General features: G+C 71.2%; 17 protein-coding genes and 1 pseudogene. 13 read left to right on the top strand and 5 right to left on the bottom strand.

What is annotated here, in order from left to right; genetic code table 11:
- Positions 1–16: 16 nt before the first annotated feature.
- Positions 17–1615, bottom strand: a complete 1599-nt coding sequence (locus ABZ877_RS19340) for a glycoside hydrolase family 20 protein (RefSeq protein ID WP_361072353.1) — start codon at positions 1613–1615, stop codon at positions 17–19.
- 159 nt (positions 1616–1774) lie between these two features.
- On the opposite strand from ABZ877_RS19340, the gene ABZ877_RS19335 reads away from it, so the two are divergent.
- The 10 genes from ABZ877_RS19335 to ABZ877_RS19290 all read left to right on the top strand — a co-directional run bounded on the left by ABZ877_RS19335 (position 1775) and on the right by ABZ877_RS19290 (position 9660).
- Positions 1775–2500 (top strand): 2-oxo-4-hydroxy-4-carboxy-5-ureidoimidazoline decarboxylase, encoded by a 726-nt coding sequence (locus ABZ877_RS19335; RefSeq protein WP_361072351.1) that lies wholly within the window; start codon positions 1775–1777, stop codon positions 2498–2500.
- Between the two features lie 150 nt (positions 2501–2650).
- Complete coding sequence (gene sdhC / locus ABZ877_RS19330) at positions 2651–3031, top strand: succinate dehydrogenase, cytochrome b556 subunit (protein ID WP_100594758.1); 381 nt, start codon at positions 2651–2653, stop codon at positions 3029–3031.
- Between the two features lie 8 nt (positions 3032–3039).
- A complete protein-coding gene (locus tag ABZ877_RS19325) occupies positions 3040–3534 on the top strand; it encodes a succinate dehydrogenase hydrophobic membrane anchor subunit (RefSeq protein ID WP_361072348.1) in 495 nt (164 codons plus the stop codon).
- Between the two features lie 20 nt (positions 3535–3554).
- On the top strand, positions 3555–5309 hold the full coding sequence (gene sdhA / locus ABZ877_RS19320; RefSeq protein WP_361072345.1) for a succinate dehydrogenase flavoprotein subunit: 1755 nt from the start codon (positions 3555–3557) through the stop codon (positions 5307–5309).
- On the top strand, positions 5309–6085 hold the full coding sequence (locus ABZ877_RS19315) for a succinate dehydrogenase iron-sulfur subunit (protein ID WP_361072343.1): 777 nt from the start codon (positions 5309–5311) through the stop codon (positions 6083–6085). The genes sdhA and ABZ877_RS19315 overlap by 1 nt, the downstream gene beginning before the upstream one ends.
- A gap of 128 nt (positions 6086–6213) precedes the next feature.
- On the top strand, positions 6214–6630 hold the full coding sequence (locus tag ABZ877_RS19310; RefSeq protein WP_361072340.1) for a VOC family protein: 417 nt from the start codon (positions 6214–6216) through the stop codon (positions 6628–6630).
- Positions 6631–6727: 97 nt separating this feature from the next.
- On the top strand, positions 6728–7135 hold the full coding sequence (locus ABZ877_RS19305; RefSeq protein WP_361072337.1) for a hypothetical protein: 408 nt from the start codon (positions 6728–6730) through the stop codon (positions 7133–7135).
- A gap of 35 nt (positions 7136–7170) precedes the next feature.
- Positions 7171–7695 carry a DCC1-like thiol-disulfide oxidoreductase family protein gene (locus ABZ877_RS19300; RefSeq protein ID WP_361072334.1) on the top strand — a complete coding sequence of 175 codons (525 nt, stop codon included), beginning with the start codon at positions 7171–7173 and terminating at the stop codon, positions 7693–7695.
- 10 nt (positions 7696–7705) lie between these two features.
- A complete protein-coding gene (locus tag ABZ877_RS19295; protein ID WP_361072331.1) occupies positions 7706–8413 on the top strand; it encodes a TetR family transcriptional regulator in 708 nt (235 codons plus the stop codon).
- Positions 8414–8466: 53 nt separating this feature from the next.
- Positions 8467–9660 carry a serine hydrolase gene (locus ABZ877_RS19290; RefSeq protein ID WP_361072328.1) on the top strand — a complete coding sequence of 398 codons (1194 nt, stop codon included), beginning with the start codon at positions 8467–8469 and terminating at the stop codon, positions 9658–9660.
- 63 nt (positions 9661–9723) lie between these two features.
- Here ABZ877_RS19290 and ABZ877_RS19285 read toward each other — a convergent pair whose 3' ends face one another.
- The gene (locus ABZ877_RS19285) at positions 9724–12159 is read right to left on the bottom strand and encodes an MMPL family transporter (RefSeq protein ID WP_361072573.1); all 2436 of its coding nucleotides are present in this window, start codon (positions 12157–12159) and stop codon (positions 9724–9726) included.
- A 759-nt stretch (positions 12160–12918) separates the two neighbouring features.
- On the opposite strand from ABZ877_RS19285, the gene ABZ877_RS19280 reads away from it, so the two are divergent.
- Complete coding sequence (locus ABZ877_RS19280; RefSeq protein ID WP_361072570.1) at positions 12919–13596, top strand: response regulator transcription factor; 678 nt, start codon at positions 12919–12921, stop codon at positions 13594–13596.
- A 17-nt stretch (positions 13597–13613) separates the two neighbouring features.
- A pseudogene (locus ABZ877_RS19275) lies at positions 13614–15044 on the top strand (HAMP domain-containing sensor histidine kinase); the annotation flags it as partial.
- A 218-nt stretch (positions 15045–15262) separates the two neighbouring features.
- Here the strand turns inward: ABZ877_RS19275 and ABZ877_RS19270 are convergent.
- The 3 genes from ABZ877_RS19270 to ABZ877_RS19260 form a co-directional block, all read right to left on the bottom strand.
- Positions 15263–15661: an ATP-binding protein gene (locus tag ABZ877_RS19270; RefSeq protein WP_361072325.1), complete on the bottom strand. Its 399-nt coding sequence runs from the start codon at positions 15659–15661 to the stop codon at positions 15263–15265.
- Positions 15662–15799: 138 nt separating this feature from the next.
- Positions 15800–17110 carry a metallophosphoesterase gene (locus ABZ877_RS19265; RefSeq protein ID WP_361072568.1) on the bottom strand — a complete coding sequence of 437 codons (1311 nt, stop codon included), beginning with the start codon at positions 17108–17110 and terminating at the stop codon, positions 15800–15802.
- A 55-nt stretch (positions 17111–17165) separates the two neighbouring features.
- On the bottom strand, positions 17166–17414 hold the full coding sequence (locus tag ABZ877_RS19260; RefSeq protein ID WP_361072322.1) for a hypothetical protein: 249 nt from the start codon (positions 17412–17414) through the stop codon (positions 17166–17168).
- Between the two features lie 169 nt (positions 17415–17583).
- On the opposite strand from ABZ877_RS19260, the gene ABZ877_RS19255 reads away from it, so the two are divergent.
- Positions 17584–18909 carry a D-alanyl-D-alanine carboxypeptidase gene (locus tag ABZ877_RS19255; RefSeq protein WP_361072320.1) on the top strand — a complete coding sequence of 442 codons (1326 nt, stop codon included), beginning with the start codon at positions 17584–17586 and terminating at the stop codon, positions 18907–18909.
- Positions 18910–18957: the final 48 nt, after the last annotated feature.

Raw genomic sequence — 18957 nt, 5'->3', positions numbered from 1 at the left:
CAGTCGTTTGCGCAGGTCAGCGGTCGAGTCGGGCGGCCAGGTCGACGAACTGCGGCCAGGAGAGCTCCGGCTTCCGCGAGTCCCACAGCTTCTGCACGGTGGCCCGCAGCGGCATCCTTACGCCTTGTGCGACCTGCGCCTGGGTCTGCGATCCCGCCAGGTCGCACCAGACGGCGAAGGTGCCGCCGAGGATCTGGTCGTCGTACCGGGCGGGCACGGCTGTCGTGCCGCGCAGGACGCGCGGGGTCCAGCTCTCGTAGATGCGCTTGCCGGTCGGGTAGGTGAAGGTGTTGGGCTGGCCGAGGACGTAGTAGAGGAACTCGTCGTTGTAGTTGGTCACCTTCCGTCCGGCGCTCAGGTACGGGACCGGCTCGCGCGCCCCGATCTCCTTGCCGGTCCAGTACGCGACCTCGATGTCCTTGTCGGCGTCGACGCTCCCGCCCGCGTAGAACCCGTCGTTCCACGCCTTGAGGTGCCGGTCGTAGGGGGCCATCGTCCTCGCCCGGTCGTTCAGCCAGGACTGCGCGAGGTCCTGCACGCGCGCGCCCGACCCGTGCGCCCGCCGCGCCGCCGTCGCGAGCTGCGGGTAGGAGGTCTCGGGGTTTTTGACCGCCAGCGCCCGGTACTCGTCGGCGCCCAGGTGCCAGTAGGCGCCCTTGAACAGGCCCGCGTACTCCTTCAGGAGGTCGTCCACGATCTTCGCGGACGCGGGCTCGGAGATGTCGACGGCGCCGCGCTGCGCGACCCCGTTCGCGTCGCGCAGTTGCAGGTCGGGGTGGGCCTCGATGACGGCGCCGAGGTGGCCGGGCGAGTCGATCTCGGGGACGACCGTGACGTGCCGCTCGGCGGCGAGGTCGAGGATCTCCCGCACCTGCGCCTTGGTCAGGTGGTCCTTCGACACGACCTCCGGATGCGAGTCGGACTCGATACGGAACGCCTGGTCGTCGGAGAAGTGCAGCCCGAGCTGGTTGAACTTCAGGTCGCCGAGCTCCCGGACCCGGTCCTTGATCCAGTCGGCGGAGAAGTGCTTGCGGGCGATGTCCAGCATGAATCCGCGCTGCGGCTTCGCGGGCTCGTCGGCGACGACGCCCTCGGGCACGGTCGCGCCGCCGTGCGCCTCCTGCTTGAGGGTGCGCGTGCCGTAGAAGACCCCGGTCTCGCTCGGGGCGACGATGCGGACGGTCCCGCCCCGCACCGTCATGCGGTACGACTCCTGGTTCGCCCGGCGCGCCCCGCCGAGCGCCAGCTCCACGTCCCCGGCGCCCGCCCCGGCGTCCTCGCCCGCGTACGTGAGGCCCAGCTCACCGGCGATCAGCCGGCCCTCGTCGGCGAGCGCCCCGTCCCGCACGACGACGCGCCCGCCGTCCGGTCTCCAGCCGGGGCCGCGCTCGGGCGTGAAGTCGCGGACGGCGGGGATGGTCCGCGGCGGCTTCGACAGCGGGTACGACCTGGTGGGCGAGGGGGACGGGGAGGCGGGCGCCGACGAGCCGGTCTTGCCGTCGGAGGGGGCCTGCGAGGAGGAGCCGTCCCGGCCGTCGGGCCAGAGCACCGCCGCGACGACCACCGCCCCGGCCACGACGACCCCGCCGCCACCCCACAGCGCTTTCCGCTCCACGTCCGACCACCTCCGCTAGCGATCACGTTCCCGCCGACGGTAACGGCAGCCCCCCAGGGGCGCGGGGAACTGCGCGCCCAGCCACGACGCGCCGACACGTACAGCCGGACAGAACCCCGACGGCGCTCCCGCGAAAACGCCCTAAACTCTTCCGTCCGGGTGAAATTCGCGCATCCTTCGGACACCCGCAATCACACCTCGCTAGCGTTACGGCACAAACACACGCACGCCGCACGTATCACCCGTCCATCGCACAGCCCCCACCCGTCCCGCCGGAGGCACCCGCTGTCCGCGCACCGCGCCCCGTCCGTACCCGGCCGTCCGCCCCTGCCGGCGCAGACCGGATCAGCCCAGGGAGTCGCCCGCTTCAACGCCCTGCCGCGGGCCGCCGCCGAGGACGCCCTGCACACCTGCTGCGGCAGCCGCGCCTGGGCCCGCCGTCTCGTCGCGCACCGCCCCTACCCGGACCTCGACGCACTCCTCGCCGCCGCCGACGAGGCCGCGTACGACCTCCCCCTCAGCGCGATCGCCGAGGCCCTGGCCTGCGAGGAGCTGCCCCGCCTGCCCGGCGCCGCCGCCTACGAGGCCGCGTACACCGCGCTCGCCGCGGCGCACGGCGCGTACGAGTCCCGGTTCGGGCACGCGTTCGTGATCTGCCTGGACGACGTCGCCCCGAGCGAGGCGCTCGACCATCTCCTCGCCGGCCTCCACGCCCGCCTCGGCAACGACCGCGAGGAGGAGCGCGTGATCGCCGCCGAGGAGCTGCGCCGACTCGCCCGGGGCCGCATCACCCGTCTCCTGCGCGCCCTTCCCGCCGCCAGGAGCGGGGGCCCGGACGCCGCACGGGGACCGAGTCTGGGCGATAGCCCGTACGTGCCTGTTTGATTGCCTGTTTGATCACACCGGAGACCCCGGCGCGAACAAGCCGACAACTCGTCGTTACGATGACGAGCGGCCGGTGGACCGTACCCGGCCGGGCCCGACCGACAGTGAAGCCGGCGCGGCCCTCAGTCCCCGCTCCCGGAGGGTTCTTCCGTGCCGGCTGGAACGCTGTACCGCGGCCGGGAAGGCATGTGGTCGTGGGTGGCTCATCGAGTCACCGGTGTCCTCATCTTCTTCTTCCTGTTCGTACACGTCCTGGACACCGCTCTCGTCCGCGTCTCCCCCGAGTCGTACGACGACGTCGTTTCCACCTACAAGACGCCGATCGTCGCGCTCCTTGAGTACGGCCTCGTCGCCGCCATCCTCTTCCACGCGCTCAACGGCCTGCGTGTCATCGCCGTCGACTTCTGGTCGAAGGGCCCGCGCTACCAGAAGCAGATGCTCTGGACCGTCGTGGGCATCTGGGTCGTCCTGATGGTCGGGGCGCTCTACCCCGTCCTCGGCCACGCCGTCCGTGAACTCTTCGGGAGCTGAGGCCAGACATGTCTGACACCACCCTCACCAAGACGGACGGCACGTCCGGCGTCGGCCCCGTCGAGGGCGCCCCGCTCTACGACGCCGACAACCCGGCCCCCGTCATCGAGCCGCCGCGCAAGCGGACCTCCAAGACCGGAAAGGGCAGCCGCGGCAACTTCGAGATGGCCGCCTGGCTGTTCATGCGCCTGTCGGGCATCGTCCTGGTCGTCCTCGTCATCGGCCACCTGCTGATCCAGCTCGTCCTCGACGGCGGCGTCTCCAAGATCGGCTTCGCGTTCGTCGCGGGCCGCTGGGCGTCCCCGTTCTGGCAGGGCTGGGACCTGCTGATGCTGTGGCTCGCGATGCTGCACGGCGCCAACGGCCTGCGCACGGTCATCAACGACTACGCAGAGCGCCCCCAGACCCGCCTGTGGCTCAAGGGCCTGCTGTACGCCGCGACGGTCTTCACCGTCCTGCTGGGCACGCTGGTGATCTTCACCTTCGACCCGAACATCCGTTAAAGCCGAGGCGAGCGAACCCCGTGAAGATTCACAAGTACGACACCGTCATCGTCGGCGCCGGTGGCGCGGGCATGCGCGCGGCCATCGAGTCGACCAAGCGCAGCCGCACCGCCGTGCTGACCAAGCTCTACCCCACCCGCTCCCACACGGGCGCCGCGCAGGGCGGCATGGCCGCCGCGCTGGCCAACGTGGAGGAGGACAACTGGGAGTGGCACACCTTCGACACGATCAAGGGCGGTGACTACCTGGTCGACCAGGACGCCGCCGAGATCCTCGCGAAGGAGGCCATCGACTCCGTCCTCGACCTGGAGAAGATGGGCCTGCCGTTCAACCGCACCCCGGACGGCACCATCGACCAGCGCCGCTTCGGCGGCCACTCCCGCAACCACGGCGAGGCGCCGGTCCGCCGGTCCTGCTACGCCGCGGACCGCACCGGCCACATGATCCTCCAGACGCTGTACCAGAACTGCGTCAAGGAGGGCGTGGAGTTCTTCAACGAGTTCTACGTCCTCGACCAGCTCATCGTCGAGCAGGACGGCGTCAAGAAGTCCGCCGGTGTGGTCGCCTACGAGCTGGCCACCGGTGAGATCCACGTCTTCCAGGCGAAGTCGGTCATCTACGCCTCCGGCGGCACCGGCAAGTTCTTCAAGGTGACGTCCAACGCGCACACCCTGACCGGCGACGGCCAGGCCGCCTGCTACCGGCGCGGGATCCCGCTGGAGGACATGGAGTTCTTCCAGTTCCACCCGACCGGCATCTGGCGCATGGGCATCCTGCTCACGGAGGGCGCCCGCGGTGAGGGCGGCATCCTGCGCAACAAGGACGGCGAGCGCTTCATGGAGAAGTACGCGCCGGTCATGAAGGACCTCGCCTCGCGTGACGTCGTCTCGCGCTCCATCTACACAGAGATCCGTGAGGGCCGCGGCTGCGGTCCCGAGGGCGACCACGTCTACCTCGACCTCACGCACCTGCCGCCGGAGCAGCTCGACGCGAAGCTCCCGGACATCACCGAGTTCGCGCGCACCTACCTCGGCATCGAGCCCTACACGGACCCGATCCCGATCCAGCCGACCGCGCACTACGCCATGGGCGGCATCCCGACCAACGTCGAGGGTGAGGTCCTCGCGGACAACACCACCGTCGTCCCGGGCCTGTACGCCGCCGGTGAGGTCGCCTGCGTCTCCGTGCACGGCGCCAACCGCCTCGGCACGAACTCGCTGCTCGACATCAACGTCTTCGGCAAGCGGGCCGGCATCGCCGCCGCCGAGTACGCGCACACCACCGACTTCGTCGAGCTGCCGGAGAACCCGGCGTCGTTCGTCGCGGAGCAGGTCGAGCGGCTGCGCTCGGCGACGGGCACCGAGCGCGTCTCGGTCCTCCGCAACGAGCTGCAGGAGTGCATGGACGCCAACGTGATGGTGTTCCGCACCGAGCAGACGATCAAGACGGCCGTCGAGAAGATCGCCGAGCTGCGCGAGCGTTACCTCAACGTCTCGATCCAGGACAAGGGCAAGCGGTTCAACACCGACCTCCTGGAAGCCATCGAGCTGGGCAACCTGCTCGACCTGGCCGAGGTCATGGCGGTCTCCGCCCTTGCCCGCAAGGAGTCCCGCGGCGGCCACTACCGCGAGGACTTCCCGAACCGCGACGACGTCAACTTCATGCGCCACACCATGGCGTACCGCGAGGTCGGCGACGACGGCTCCGAGTCCATCCGTCTGGACTACAAGCCGGTCGTCCAGACCCGCTACCAGCCGATGGAGCGTAAGTACTGATGGTAACCCCGATCATGGACAAGGCGGAGGCGGCCGGCAAGGCCGAGCCCGGGTTCGCCGACTCCCCGTACATCACCGTCACCTTCCGGATCCGCCGGTTCAACCCGGAGATCTCGGCGGAGGCGAACTGGGTCGACTTCCAGCTGCAGATCGACCCGAAGGAGCGCGTCCTCGACGCCCTCCACAAGATCAAGTGGGAGCAGGACGGTTCGCTGACCTTCCGCCGCTCCTGCGCGCACGGCATCTGCGGGTCCGACGCGATGCGCATCAACGGCAAGAACCGCCTTGCCTGCAAGACGCTCATCAAGGACATCAACCCGGAGAAGCCGATCACGGTCGAGGCCATCAAGGGCCTGACGGTCCTGAAGGACCTGGTCGTGGACATGGACCCGTTCTTCCAGGCGTACCGCGACGTCATGCCGTTCCTCGTCACCACGGGCAACGAGCCGACGCGTGAGCGCCTGCAGTCCGCCGAGGACCGCGAGCGGTTCGACGACACCACCAAGTGCATCCTGTGCGCCGCGTGCACGTCGTCCTGCCCGGTGTTCTGGAACGACGGCCAGTACTTCGGCCCGGCCGCGATCGTCAACGCGCACCGCTTCATCTTCGACTCGCGCGACGAGGCCGGGGAGCAGCGCCTGGAGATCCTCAACGACCGTGACGGTGTGTGGCGCTGCCGCACCACCTTCAACTGCACGGACGCCTGCCCGCGCGGCATCGAGGTCACCAAGGCGATCCAGGAAGTCAAGCGCGCGCTGATCACGCGCCGCTACTGACCCTCCGCTCTTCCCAGGGTCTCCGTGGGCCCCGCTCCTCTCCAGGAGCGGGGCCCACACCTTTTTCACCCTTGACGACAATGGTCCCGTATACACATATTTGCCCTATTCAGCGCTAATCTGACGTTATGTCACACGCCCCGTCACCCACCCTGGACACCCTCGGCTTCGACAACACCCTGCTCCCCGTCGGCGATCTGGCCGAGGCCGTCGCCTTCTACGAGCATGCCGGGCTCCCCGTGAAGTTCCGGCTGGACGAGGCCGGCATCGCCCTGCTCGCGGTCGGCAAGGAGACGCCGGGGCTGTTGCTGCGCGTCGAGGAGGGCTTCACGCACCGGCCGCCGCCGTGGCCCGCGACGCGGATCTGGCTGGAGGTGCCGGACGCCCGCGCGGCGGCCCGTTCCCTCGCCGAGGCGGGCATCACGCCGCTCGACCCGCCCTTCTCCACATCGACCGGGTACGTCGTCGAGATCGCGGACCCCTGGGGCAACGTCCTCGGGTTCGCCGATTACCTCAAACGCCCTGAACTGGCCCGTAATTGCTGAATCCACCCTCCCGCTTGAACGTGTTCAAAAACAGGTCTACTGTCACTCCTGTCAGCGTTTTTTGAACGCGTTCAAGGCAGTCCAAGGAGGGTGGGGCATGGACCTCACAGTTGTCGCCTACGTCGTGTACCTCGTCATCAGCATCGGCCTGACCGTCTGGGTGGCACGCACCCTGAGCCGCAACGGCAGGGTCTTCCTCGCCGACGTGCTGCACGGCAACGAGAAGCTGGCCGACGCCGTCAACCACCTCCTCGTGGTCGGCTTCTACCTGGTGAACCTCGGCTTCGTCGCCCTCTACCTGAGCGGCGACGGGACGATCGAGAACGCCCGCGGCGTCTTCGAGGCGCTGTCGACCAAGCTCGGCGTGGTGCTGCTCGTCCTCGGTGTGATGCACCTGGGCAACGTCTACGTCCTCAACAAGATCCGGCGGCGCGGCGTCATGGAGCGTGAGCAGCAGCCGCCGGTCCCGCCGCAGGGGTGGGCCGCTCCGGTGGCCGGGGCGTGACCGCGGTGGGAACCCCGGGGGGAGCCACGGGGGAGGTGGACCGGAGCGCTCGGGGGGACGCTCCGGTCCGCCGGCTGACCGTGCTCTACGACGCCGAGTGCCCGCTGTGCACCTTCGTACGGGGCTGGCTGGCCCGGCAGCGGCAGCTGGTGCCGCTGGAGTTCGTGCCCGCCGGCTCCGACGAGGCGCGCGGGCGCTACCCCGGCATCGACCACGCGGCCACCCTCAGCGACATCACCGTCGTCGGCGACGGCGGGCAGGTCTACCGCGGCCCCGCCGCCTGGATCGTCTGCATGTGGGCGCTGCGCGACCACCGGGCCACCGCGCACCGGATGGCGACGCCCGCCGGGATGAAGGTCGCCAAGCAGGTGGTGCTCGGCGCCGCCAAGTACCGCGAGCTGCACCAGGGGCGGCGGGCCGGGGGCGGCGCGTACCGGCGCGCGGACGGCTGGGTGTACGACGCGAAGGACGGCTGGTACTACGTGCGGCCCGGCACGGTCAGCGCGAGCCGCGCGGCGGGGGCCGCGGCCTGTGACAGCGGTTGCCACGTCGCCGATTAGGCTCTGGGGCGTGGCTACAGACAAGTCGGAGGCCAAGGGCGCCAAGAGCGAGCAGACGCGGGCGCTGATCCTGGAGACGGCGATGCGGCTGTTCCGGGAGCGGGGCTACGACAAGACGACGATGCGGGCCATCGCCCAGGAGGCCGGGGTCTCCGTGGGCAACGCGTACTACTACTTCGCCGGCAAGGAACACCTGATCCAGGGGTTCTACGACCAGATCGCCGCCGAGCACCAGGCGGCGGTCCGGTCCGTCCTGGAGACCGAGACCGACCTCCAGTCACGGCTCGCCGGGGTCCTGCGGGCGTGGCTGGAGATCGCGGAGCCGTACCACGAGTTCGCGGCCCAGTTCTTCAAGAACGCGGCCGACCCGGACTCGCCGCTCAGTCCGTTCTCGCCGGAGTCGGAGGGGGCGCGGGAGGCGTCGATCGCGGTGCACCGGGAGGTTCTCGCGGGGTCGAGGTCGAAGGTGCCGAAGGAACTCGCCGTGATCCTGCCCGAGCTGATGTGGCTGTCCCAGATGGGGCTCGTCCTGTACTGGGTCTTCGACAGTTCGCCGGGCCGTGAGCGCAGCCGCCGCCTCGCCGAGCGGGGGGCGCGGCTCACCGCGCGGGGCGTCGCGCTCGCCCGGTTCCGGGTGCTGCGGCCCCTCGTCCTGGAAGTGCACGAACTGTTCATCGACTTCCTGCCGGGCATGACACGGACGGCACCCGAGGCGTAGCGGACGGCGGCCCCTCTGTCCTTTACCCCGGCTTGGGCCGGTACCGTCGCGGAATGCCCGGCACCACCCCTCCCCCACGGTCCCCACAGTCCTCGCGGATCAGCCGTCGCGGCGCCCTCGGCATGGGCCTCGGCGCGGCGGCCGCGCTCGCCCTGCCCGCACAGGGCGCCTTGGCCGCCACCCCGGTCGTCGGCGGTGAGCGGCTCGCCGCGCCCGGTGTGCAGGTGCGCTACGGCGCGGGCGCGCCGAGACTGCCGAAGCTCGCCGCGAAGGCGTGGCTCGTCGCCGACAACGACAGCGGCGACGTCCTCGCCTCCTACGGCGCCCACCGGGTCCTGCCGCCCGCCTCGACGCTGAAGATGCTGTTCGCGGACACGGTCCTGCCGGAGTTCCGGCGCGACCTGACGTACAAGGTGACGGCACAGGACCTGGCCGACGTCCCGGCGGGCTCCAGCCTCGTCGGCGTCCAGGCCGGAACCACGTACACCGTCCACCAGTTGTGGCAGGGCGTCTTCCTGCGTTCGGGGAACGACGCCGTGCATGTGCTCGCCTCGATGTACGGGGGCATCGACAAGGCGGTCGCGGCGATGCAGGCCCGCGCGCGGGACCTCCAGGCGCTCGACACCCACGTGGTCAGCCCGGACGGCTTCGACCACCCGGGCCAGGTCTCGTCCGCGTACGACCTGACGCTCTTCGCCCGCGCCGGGCTGCGGAACCCGTACTTCCGCGGCTACTGCGCCACGAAGGTCGCCGACTTCCCGGCGGGCGGCGGCAAGACGTTCCAGATCCAGAACACCGACCGCCTGCTGACCGGGCAGGGCATCACCGCGTACGAGGGCCTCATCGGCGTCAAGAACGGTTACACCTCGCACGCGGGCAACACCTTCACCGGCGCCGCGACCCGCGACGGCCGCACGCTCCTGGTCACCGTCATGCACCCGAAGGCCGGTTACGAGGCGGTCTACGCGGAGACCGCCGCGCTCCTCGACTGGGGCTTCGCCGCGGGCGGCAAGGTGCGGCCGGTCGGCGCACTGGTCGCGCCGCTGAGCGAGCAGCCCGCGTCCTCCGGCGCGTCCCCGGCGCCCGGCGCCCCGAACGCCGCCTCCTCCGCGACGCCGCCCACCGCCACCTCGGAGGGCTGGGCGCTGGGCGGCTCGGCGGCGGTCGCGGCGCTGGCGGGCGGCGGACTGTTCGTGCTGCGCAGGCGCGGGAACAGCAGGCCGACCGGGCGCCGCAGGAAGGCGTGACCCCGCACGCCCGGCGACGTACGCACGCACCTCCCGCGCGGCCGGCCCGGTGACGGCACTCCCTCAGCGCACCGCGTCCGCGTCCGCCGCCACCTCCACGTCGTACACCAGCGGCTCGTCGCCGACCGTGACGCGCCGTACGACCGGGTCGGCGTTCCGTCCCGGCGCGGTCACCGTGAGGACGTACGTGTCCGGGGCCGGCACCGCCACGATGTACGAGCCGTCGGCCAGGGACTCGACGCGGTCGAGCGGGCGGCCGCCCGTGGCGGCGAGCGCCACCTCCGCCCCGGCGAGCGGGTCGCCGTCCGGGGTGCGCAGGAAGCCGTGGACGACGGTGGCCCCTGCCGCCCTGCCGGTCCCCGGTGCCGGGGCGGCCGGTGCCGGGGCCTCGCGGGGCTCCACGGCGAGGTGGGGCAGGCGCCGGTCGAGGCCGCGCGGCAGCCACCAGTTGGCGCGGCCGAGCAGGAACATCACCGCGGGCACCAACGCCGTACGCAGCACGAACGCGTCCAGCGCCACCGCCGCCGCGAGCCCGATGCCCGCCATCGCGCCTTCCGTGTCGCCGCTGAGGACGAACGCGGAGAACACGCAGACCATGATCAGCGCGGCGCAGTTGATGACGCGGCTGGTCTCTGCGAGGCCGACCCGTACGGCGCGCGCGTTGTCCTTCGTGTGCACCCACTCCTCGTGCATGCGGCTGACCAGGAACACCTGGTAGTCCATGGAGAGACCGAAGAGGAGCGACAGCATGATGACGGGGAGGAAGGCCGTGATCGGCCCTTCCTTGCCGAGGCCGAGCGCCTCGGCGCCCCACCCCCACTGGAAGATCGCGACGAGAACGCCGAAGGACGCGGCGGCCGCGATCAGGTTCATGAGCGCCGCCGTCAGCGGGACCACCAGCGAACGGAACGCCACGAGCAGCAGCAGGAACCCGAGCGTGATGATCGTGCCGATGAAGTACGGCAGCCGGTCGCCGGTGACCGCCGCGAAGTCCTTGAAGACCGCGGTCACACCGCCGACATGGGCCTCGACCCCGGCCTCAGGGATCACGTCGGCGCGCAGCCGGTCGATCAGCTCGTCCGTCTCCACCGACTGCGGTGAGGTCGTCGGCACGACCTGGACGACGGAGACGCCGTGCGCGGGCGGCGCCGCCGCGACCTGCGCGACACCCTCGGTCGTACGGATACGGGCCACGAGCCCCGACGCGTCGGCGCCGTCCGGCACGACCACTTGCAGGGGCCCGTTGAAGCCGGGCCCGAACCCCTCTGCGAGGAGGTCGTAGGCCTGCCGGGTGGTGGTCGACGTCTTGTGGTTGCCCTGGTCGGTGGCGCCGAGACGCAGGGAGAGCACGGGGACGGCCAGGACCAGCATGACGACGACGGCCGCCGCGCCGATGGTCCTCGGCCGCCTCTGCACGTACGCCGCCCAGCGCGCCGCGAGCCCGCTCGGCTCGGCCGGTTCCGGTCCCTGCTCGGCGAGGCGGCGGCGCCTGCGGCGGCTCAGCACGCGCGGGCCGAGGAGGCCGAGCAGCGCGGGCAGCAGCGTGATCGCGGCGAGGACGGAGAGCACGACGGTGAGGGAGGTGGCGATGACGACGCCGTCGAGGAAGCGCAGGTTCATCACCAGCATCCCGGCGAGCGCGATGCAGACGGTGCCGCCCGCGAACAGGACGGCCCTGCCCGACGTGTTGAGCGCCTGGACCGCCGACTCCTCGGGCGCGAGGCCCCGTTCGATGCCCCTGCGATGGCGGGTGACGATGAACAGGGCGTAGTCGATGCCGACGCCGAGCCCGATCAGCGAACCGAGCAACGGGGCGACCTCGGGGACGTCCGTGACATGGCTGATCAGCGCCGTCGACATCAGGCCCGTGCCCACGCCCATCACCGCGACGACGATCGGCAGCGCCATCGCGAACAGCGAGCCGAACGCCAGGAACAGCACGACCGCGGCCGCCGCGATGCCGACCGCCTCGGACAGGCCCTGCGGCGGCTCCTGGATCCGGGTGATGGCCTGACCGCCCAGCTCGACCTGAAGCCCGTCCCGTCCGGCGGCCCGCGCGCGGTCGACGACGTCCTGGACCAGGTCCTTCGGCACCTCGTTGGCCTGCTGGGTGAAGGTGATCCGGGCGTAGGCGATGGTCCCGCCACCCTCCCTGCTGATCTGCGCCGACGCGCCCGGTCCCGACCCGTACGGGCTGCTGACCTCGCCGACGCCCTTCATCGCGGCGATGTCCTTCAACGCGGGCTCGATCCGGTCACGTACGGCCCGATCCCGCACGGTCCCCTCGTCCGTCTTCCAGACAACGGTGTCCGTGTCGCCCGCGCGCTCCGGGAACGCCTTCGTCATCTCGTCGTACGCCGTCTTCGAGTCGGTGTTCGGGAGGGAGAAGACGTTCGCGTAGTCGGTGCCCGCCGTCGTGCCCGCGACCCCGAGGCCGAACAGCGCCCCCAGCCAGAGCAGCAGGACCACGAGGCGGTGCCTGTAGCACCACCGTGCCAATGCCGTCACGTTGCTCGCTCCTCGTTCGATGCGTCCGCGTCTCCCGGGGCATGGACCTGTGTGCGCTCAGCATCCGCCGCCGACGCGCCGTGCGGCGTGCCCCGCCCATGACTCTCAAGGAACTCCAAGCCACGCGGGGCCCCTACCGGGGCGGGGCGGACCGATACTGGGGGCATGAGTGCCGAGGGCTGGGGCGGGGGCGGGGGCGGGGCGCGGGGGGTTGCCGGGGGTGATCGTCGGGGGGCGGGACGGATTGGGGGGCGGGGCTTTGTGGGGGAGGGTGGTGTTGGGGGCGTGAGGGAGAGCGGGGCCGGGTCCGCGACGCGGGCCAGTGTTGGGCCCGCGACCGAAGCCGGTGTCAGGTCCGCGACGCAGGCACGTTCCGGGTCTGCGACAGAGGCCAGTGTTGGGCCCGTGACTGAGGCCGACGACGGGGTCGCGACAGGGCCCGGTGCCAGGACCGCGACGAAAGCCGGTGCCAGGCTCGCAACGGAGGCCGGGGCCGCGACCGAGGCCGGGGCCGCGACCGCTACGAAAGCCGGTGCCAGCCCCACGACCGAGACCGACGCCGGACCCGCGACGAAAGCCGACGCCAAGGCCGCGACCGAGACGGAGGCCGGTGCCGAGGACGGGACGAAAGCCGGTGCCGGGACCGGCGCCGAGCCCGCGACGAAAACCGGTACCGACGCCGGGCCCGCGGCGGAGGCCGATGACAGGAGGGCCGGGACGAGAACCGGTACCGGCGCGGGGCCCGCCACCGTGCTCGTTGTCGAGGACGAGCCGAGCATCGCCGACGTGCTCACCATCACCCTGCGCTACCACCGCTTCGAGGTGATGACCGCCGGCACCGTGCGTCAGGCCCTCGCCCTGGCCGAGCGGACGCGGCCGGACGCGGCGCTGCTCGACATCATGCTGCCGGACGGGGACGGCCGGGCCCTGGGCCGCGAACTGCGCGCCCGCCAACCCGAACTGGCGCTCGTCTTCCTCACCGCGCGGGACGCCCCCGCCGAGGTCGTCGGCGCGCTCGGCTTCGGCGACGACTACATCACCAAGCCGTTCAACATCGACGAGGTCGTCGCCCGGATCCACGCCGTCCTGCGCCGCACCCGCCCCGCGGACGTCCTGCCGCAACGGCCCCCGCTCACCTACGGCGACCTCGAACTGGACGACGTCACCTACACCGTCCACCGCGACGGCCGCGCCGTCCGCCTCACCCCCACCGAGTACGCCCTCCTCCGCTTCCTCGTGCGCAACGGCGGCCGGATCGTCCCCAAGGAACAGCTCCTGCGCCACGTATGGCAGTACGAGCACGCGGCGACGGCCGAGTCCACGGTCGTCGAGACCTACATCAGCTACCTGCGCCGCAAACTCGACGCGCTCGGCCCACCGCTGATCACGACACGCCGCGGCGTCGGATACGGGCTGGCGGCGCTGTGAGGCGTTCCCGGCGCGGGATGCACTCCCTGCGCGCCAAGCTGACCCTCGCGAACGTGCTGCTGCTCGCCCTAGGCATCGCCGCCGCCACCGCCGTCAGCCTGATCGGCATGCGCCACTACCTCCTCGACAACATCGACGAGGAGCTGCGCGCCTCCCGCGCCTCCATCCAGCGCACCGGGATCACCCTCAGACAAGTACAGGCGCTCAGCCAGTTGGGTATCGCCCTGGACCGCATGTCACCGGGGGCCGCAGGCGGCCCGGCGGGCTCACTGCCCCGGTCCGAATCGGTGTTCGTCGCCGTGAACAGGGACGGCGACCCCGTCCCCGTCGGCGCGCTCCAACCGACCAGCCGCCAGCGCGAACTGGCCGCCGCCGTCGACGACCCCGCCACCCTCGCCCGCGACACCGCCGTCCACGACCTGCGCCTCGACGGCGACCCGTACCGTCTCGTCGGCGCCCGTCTCGCCGACGACACCACTGTCCTGATGGCGACCTCCACCAGGGCAGTACAGTCCGGTGTCCACAAGGCGCTGCGGCTCGATCTCGCGCTCGGCGCCACCTTGCTGCTGCTCCTCGCCGTCGTCACACTGCTCGGCACACGCCGTCGCCTCCGCCCCCTGGAGGACATGGTGGAGACGGCGTCCGCCATCGCCGAGGGTGATCTGACCCGACGCGTTCCCTCGCGCCGCGCGCCCGTCCAGGAGACCGAACAACTCCGCATCGCCCTCAACTCAATGCTGCACCAGGTCGAGTCCGCGTTCGACACGCGCGAACGCAGCGCCGCCCAGTTGCGCCGCTTCGTCGCCGACGCCTCGCATGAACTGCGGACGCCGCTCTCCGCGATCCGCGGCTACCTCCAGCTCTACGACAAGGGCATGCTCCGCGACCCCGAGGAACGGGCCCGCGCCTGGCGACGGGTCAACGCCGAGGCCGACCGCATGCAACGCCTCGTCGACGAACTCCTCGTCCTCGCCCGCCTCGACCAGCAGCCCGAACTCCGCCTGCGCAACGTCGACCTGAGCCGCCTCGCCCGCGACGCCGCCGATGACCTCCGGGTGCAGCAGCCCGAGCGGCCGGTGACCATCGCCGCGGAGGGGGCGGTTCTCGTCCGCGCCGATGAGGCGGGGCTGCGCCAGGTACTCGGCAACCTGCTGGCGAACGTACGGGTGCATACGGATGTTCGTACGCCGGTGTCCGTGTCGGTGACACGGGAGAAGGGCGGGGCCTCGAAGGGCTCGGGGGTGGTGCGCCTTGTCGTCGCCGACGAGGGCCCGGGCCTCGCACCGGAGGACGCGGCACGCGCCTTCGACCGCTTCTTCCGGACCGGCAGCGCGGCGGGCAGCGGACTCGGCCTGGCCATCGTGCAGGGCGTGGTGAAGGCGCACGGCGGCGAGGTCTCGGTGCGTACGAGTCCGGGGGCGGGCCTGAAAGTAACGGTGACGCTGCCGACATCGGGCCCCGGGCCCGGAGGGAACGCGGCGGGGACGGACGCGAGGGCGCGGGGCGGAACTGGTTCGCAGGGCGCGGAGGCGCGGGCCGGTGCGGAGGCGCGGGCCGGTGCGGAGGCGCGGGCCGGTGCGGAGGCGCGGGCCGGTGCCGATGTGCCGGCGGCCGAGAAAGGTGGGGTGGAGAGGGCAGGGGCAGGGCCCGGCTCCGTGGAGCAGGGTCAGGAGCGCACCAGCGCCCAGACCGTCTTGCCGTAGCGGCCCCGATGCCACACGCCCCACGCCTCCGCGAGCGCGTCGACCATGTGCAGGCCGCGACCGCTCTCGTCGTCGGGTGAGCGCGGCGGCCGCATCTCGGGGTCGGCCGTGGACTCGTCGGACACCTCGATGAAGCACGAGCCGTCCGCGAGCACGGTCACCGCTATCTCGAACTCCCGCTCGCGCGCGGGTCCGTGCCGAATCGCGTTGGTCGCCAGCTCGGAGACGAGCAGTATGGCGGCATCGAGCGCGTCGGCCGGTTCCGTGTGGCCCCAGACGGCCAGGTGATCGCGCACGCGCAGCCGCGCCACCCCCACCGAGGCCGGGTGTCGGGGCAGTCTGAACGCACTGCGCCGCAACACACGTAGCCACCTCCTCCACGTAGTGAACACAGGTTCGACACATCATGCAGCGTGAAGGCAACTGTGGGTGCCACTGCGGTCACTTTCCCCACACCACTATTCGGACAGTTTGCCGACGGGTCGTAGATATTCGCGTTCTCACGCCTGCTTGGAGGCAAGCTCAACGACCGTGATGTCGGACGGCGCCCCCACCCGCACCGGCGGCCCCCACGCCCCCGCGCCGCGGCTGACGTAGAGCTGGGTGTCGCCGTACCGCTCGAGACCGGCGAGGGTCGGGTTGGCCGCGTCGGCGACGAAGTTGCCGGGCCACAGCTGGCCGCCGTGCGTGTGCCCGGACAACTGCAGGTCGACGCCGTGCCGCACCGCCTCGTGGATCATCACGGGCTGGTGGGCGAGGAGTACGGCGGCGCGGGAGGTGTCCCGGTCGCCGAGCGCCTTCGCGTAGTCGGGACCGTCGTCGTGGCTCTCACCGCTGATGTCGTTGACGCCGGCGAGATCGAAGGCGCCCATCTCGACCCGGGCGTTCTCCAACGGGCGCAACCCGATCTCCCGCACATGCGCGACCCACGGCTCGGCGCCGGAGAAGTACTCGTGATTGCCGGTGACGAAGAAGGCGCCGTGCCGCGCGCGCAGCCGGGCGAGCGGGGCGACTGCGGGAGCGAGGTTCTCCACACTGCCGTCGACCAGGTCCCCGACGACCGCGATCAGGTCCGGCTGCGTGGAGTTGATGGTGTCCACGACGCGCTCGGCGAAGCCCCGCCCGAGCACCGGCCCGAGGTGGATGTCGCTGACCACCGCGATCCTGAACCCGTGCGCCGCGCGCGGCAACTTGGCCAACGGCACGGTGACCCGCTTCACCTTCGGCCCCCGCAACACGCCGTACGCCCCATTGCCGACAACCCCCGCAGCGGCAACGGCGGCCACGGCCCCGATAGACCGGGCGAGCACTAGGCGCCGGGTCGGGTCGGGGGTAACGGAGGCACCGGGGTCAACACTGACGGACGCGCCGGGCGCGCTGGAGGTGACGGAGGTATCGGAGGTGACGGAGGTACCGGGCACGGCGGAGTCGATGCTGGCGGCGGGGGCAGCGGACGCGGCGGGCGCGGCAGCCTGAGGCGCGGAAGGGCGCGCAGAGCCGAACGCACGCCGCAGAAGAGGCCGCACCACCTCCCCCACCAGCAGAGCAAGCAGCAAATAGAGCGCAAAGGCCATCCAAAGGAACCCCGGCCACGCCAGAACCCGCTGCAAAAGAAACGGCGCCCCACCCCGCTCAGCGACAAGCGCCGCGAACATGAGCACCGGCCCGGCGACGAACACCACCGTCCCCAGCCGCCTCGGCCACCCCGGCCCCGAGGTGGTGTCCCGCACGAGCCGCCGCCACGCATAGTAGTGCAGCGCGGCGAAGACCGCGAGCACCACAAGGCCGACCAGCACAAAGACAACGACCATGACCCCGCCCACCCGTTCGCCCGGTTTTGACCGCTACGTTCTGCTCAGGTCTCTGTTATGACGTCGAGGTACGCCGCAGAGCGCGCACTCCACGGAACCCGATGCCTCCGACCACCGTCCCCAAGACAAAGGAGACGACGGCGAGCGTCAGATGCACGAAGAAGTACGCCGTCGGGTCACCGGCGTCGTCGAAGGCGAGGCCGCTGCCGTCCTTCCACAGGTTTTTGACGAAAGTGATCCAGATGATCCAGCTCCACACCCCGAAGGCGAGCAGGAACCAGGAGACGGGCCGGCTGAGCTTCATACGTTCAGTATCGTCAGCCGCCGCCGCGCACCGCCGCCGGGGTGGGGCCGAGGAGACACAGATGACCTCGGCGGAGACTCACGAGCCGGGTACCTGTACGTTTCCGACCGTGCCTGCCTCAAACGCGTCGTACGAGTCATACTCGTCACACCCCTCGTACCCGTCGCACATGTCACACCAGCCGCGCCCGACGCACCCTTCGCCCCCGACGTACGCGGAGATCACCTCCGGTCCGTCGCGGGCGACCGCCCCCCTGCGCACCCGGCTGCTCACGACCTCCGCCGCGCTGCTCACGGTCTCAGCGCTGTCGTTCACTGCCGCGCTGCCCGCGTCCGCCGCGGGCAACCCGGACGGCAAGCCGACGAAGAACGCCGCGGACCAGGCCGGCCCCCCGGCCGACATGTCGACCATCGGCGGCGCCCAACTCGGTAAGCCAGGCACCCAGGTCAACCTGGGCCCCGGCGCCCCCGTCCTCCCGAAGGACCTGACCGCCCGGTCCTGGATCGTCACGGACGCCGAGTCGGGCGAGGTGCTCGCCTCGCACAACGCGCACTGGAAGCTGCCCCCCGCCAGCACCCTCAAGATGCTCTTCGCGGACACGCTCCTCCCGAAGTTCCCCAAGACCACGACGCACAAGGTCATCCCGACCGATCTGGACGGCGTGGGCGCGGGCTCCAGCCTCGTCGGCATCAAGGAGAATTTCACCTACACCGTCCACGACCTGTGGCTCGGCGTCTTCCTCCGCTCGGGCAACGACGCCGTGCACGTCCTCTCCGCGATGAACGGCGGCGTCCCCCAGACCGTCGAGGACATGCAGGCCCACGCCGAGGAGCTGCAGGCCAACGACACGCACGTCGTCAGCCCCGACGGCTACGACGCCCCCCGCCAGTACTCCTCCGCCTACGACCTCACCCTCTTCGCCCGCTCCGGCCTGCAGAAGGCGGACTTCCGCGAGTACGCCGCCACGGCCACCGCGAAGTTCCCCGAGTCGCAGAAGAAGGGGAAGACGACCAGCCGCTTCGAGATCCAGAACACCAACCGCCTCCTCACCGGCGACATTGGCCTCGACGCCTACAAGGGCATCGCCGGCGTCAAGAACGGCAACACCACCAACGCGGGCGCCACCTTCACCGGCGTCGCCGAACGCAACAACAAGGTCCTCCTCGTCACCGTCATGCACCCCGACACCAAGGAGAGCCACGCCGTCTACAAGGAGACCGCCCGTCTCCTCGACTGGGGCTTCCAGGCCGACGGCAAGGTCACCCCGGTCGGCACCCTCGTCCCCCCGAAGAGCGCCGCCTCCCCGAGCCCCTCCACCAGCCAGGGCGACGCCGGCCCCGCCAAGCCCGCCGCCCGCGCCGCAGTCTCCACCTCCCACTCCAGCGGCATCGGCATCGCCCTCGCCATCACCGCCGGCGCCCTGGCCCTCCTGGCAGCAGCGGCCTTCACGGTCCGCAAAAAGTGGCCCACCCGCACCAACACCCCCAAGCCATAACCCGCACCACACCCCCAAGCCACCCCCTACGAGGCCCCGCCCCGGCCA

Source organism: Streptomyces sp. NPDC046939, from assembly GCF_040644575.1.
Classification (GTDB): domain Bacteria; phylum Actinomycetota; class Actinomycetes; order Streptomycetales; family Streptomycetaceae; genus Streptomyces.
The sequence above is the reverse complement of the archived record's forward strand: the minus strand, read 5'-3'. Positions and strand labels throughout refer to the sequence as shown.

Excerpts from the sequence above, each read along its gene's own strand:
- ABZ877_RS19325 (WP_361072348.1), top strand. The coding sequence starts at position 3,040 with ATGTCTGACACCACCCTCACCAAGACGGACGGCACGTCCGGCGTCGGC.
- ABZ877_RS19315 (WP_361072343.1), top strand. The coding sequence starts at position 5,309 with ATGGTAACCCCGATCATGGACAAGGCGGAGGCGGCCGGCAAGGCCGAG.
- ABZ877_RS19310 (WP_361072340.1), top strand. The coding sequence starts at position 6,214 with ATGTCACACGCCCCGTCACCCACCCTGGACACCCTCGGCTTCGACAAC.
- ABZ877_RS19305 (WP_361072337.1), top strand. The coding sequence starts at position 6,728 with ATGGACCTCACAGTTGTCGCCTACGTCGTGTACCTCGTCATCAGCATC.
- ABZ877_RS19290 (WP_361072328.1), top strand. The coding sequence starts at position 8,467 with ATGCCCGGCACCACCCCTCCCCCACGGTCCCCACAGTCCTCGCGGATC.
- ABZ877_RS19265 (WP_361072568.1), bottom strand. The coding sequence starts at position 17,110 with ATGGTCGTTGTCTTTGTGCTGGTCGGCCTTGTGGTGCTCGCGGTCTTC.
- ABZ877_RS19260 (WP_361072322.1), bottom strand. The coding sequence starts at position 17,414 with ATGAAGCTCAGCCGGCCCGTCTCCTGGTTCCTGCTCGCCTTCGGGGTG.
- ABZ877_RS19255 (WP_361072320.1), top strand. The coding sequence starts at position 17,584 with ATGTCACACCAGCCGCGCCCGACGCACCCTTCGCCCCCGACGTACGCG.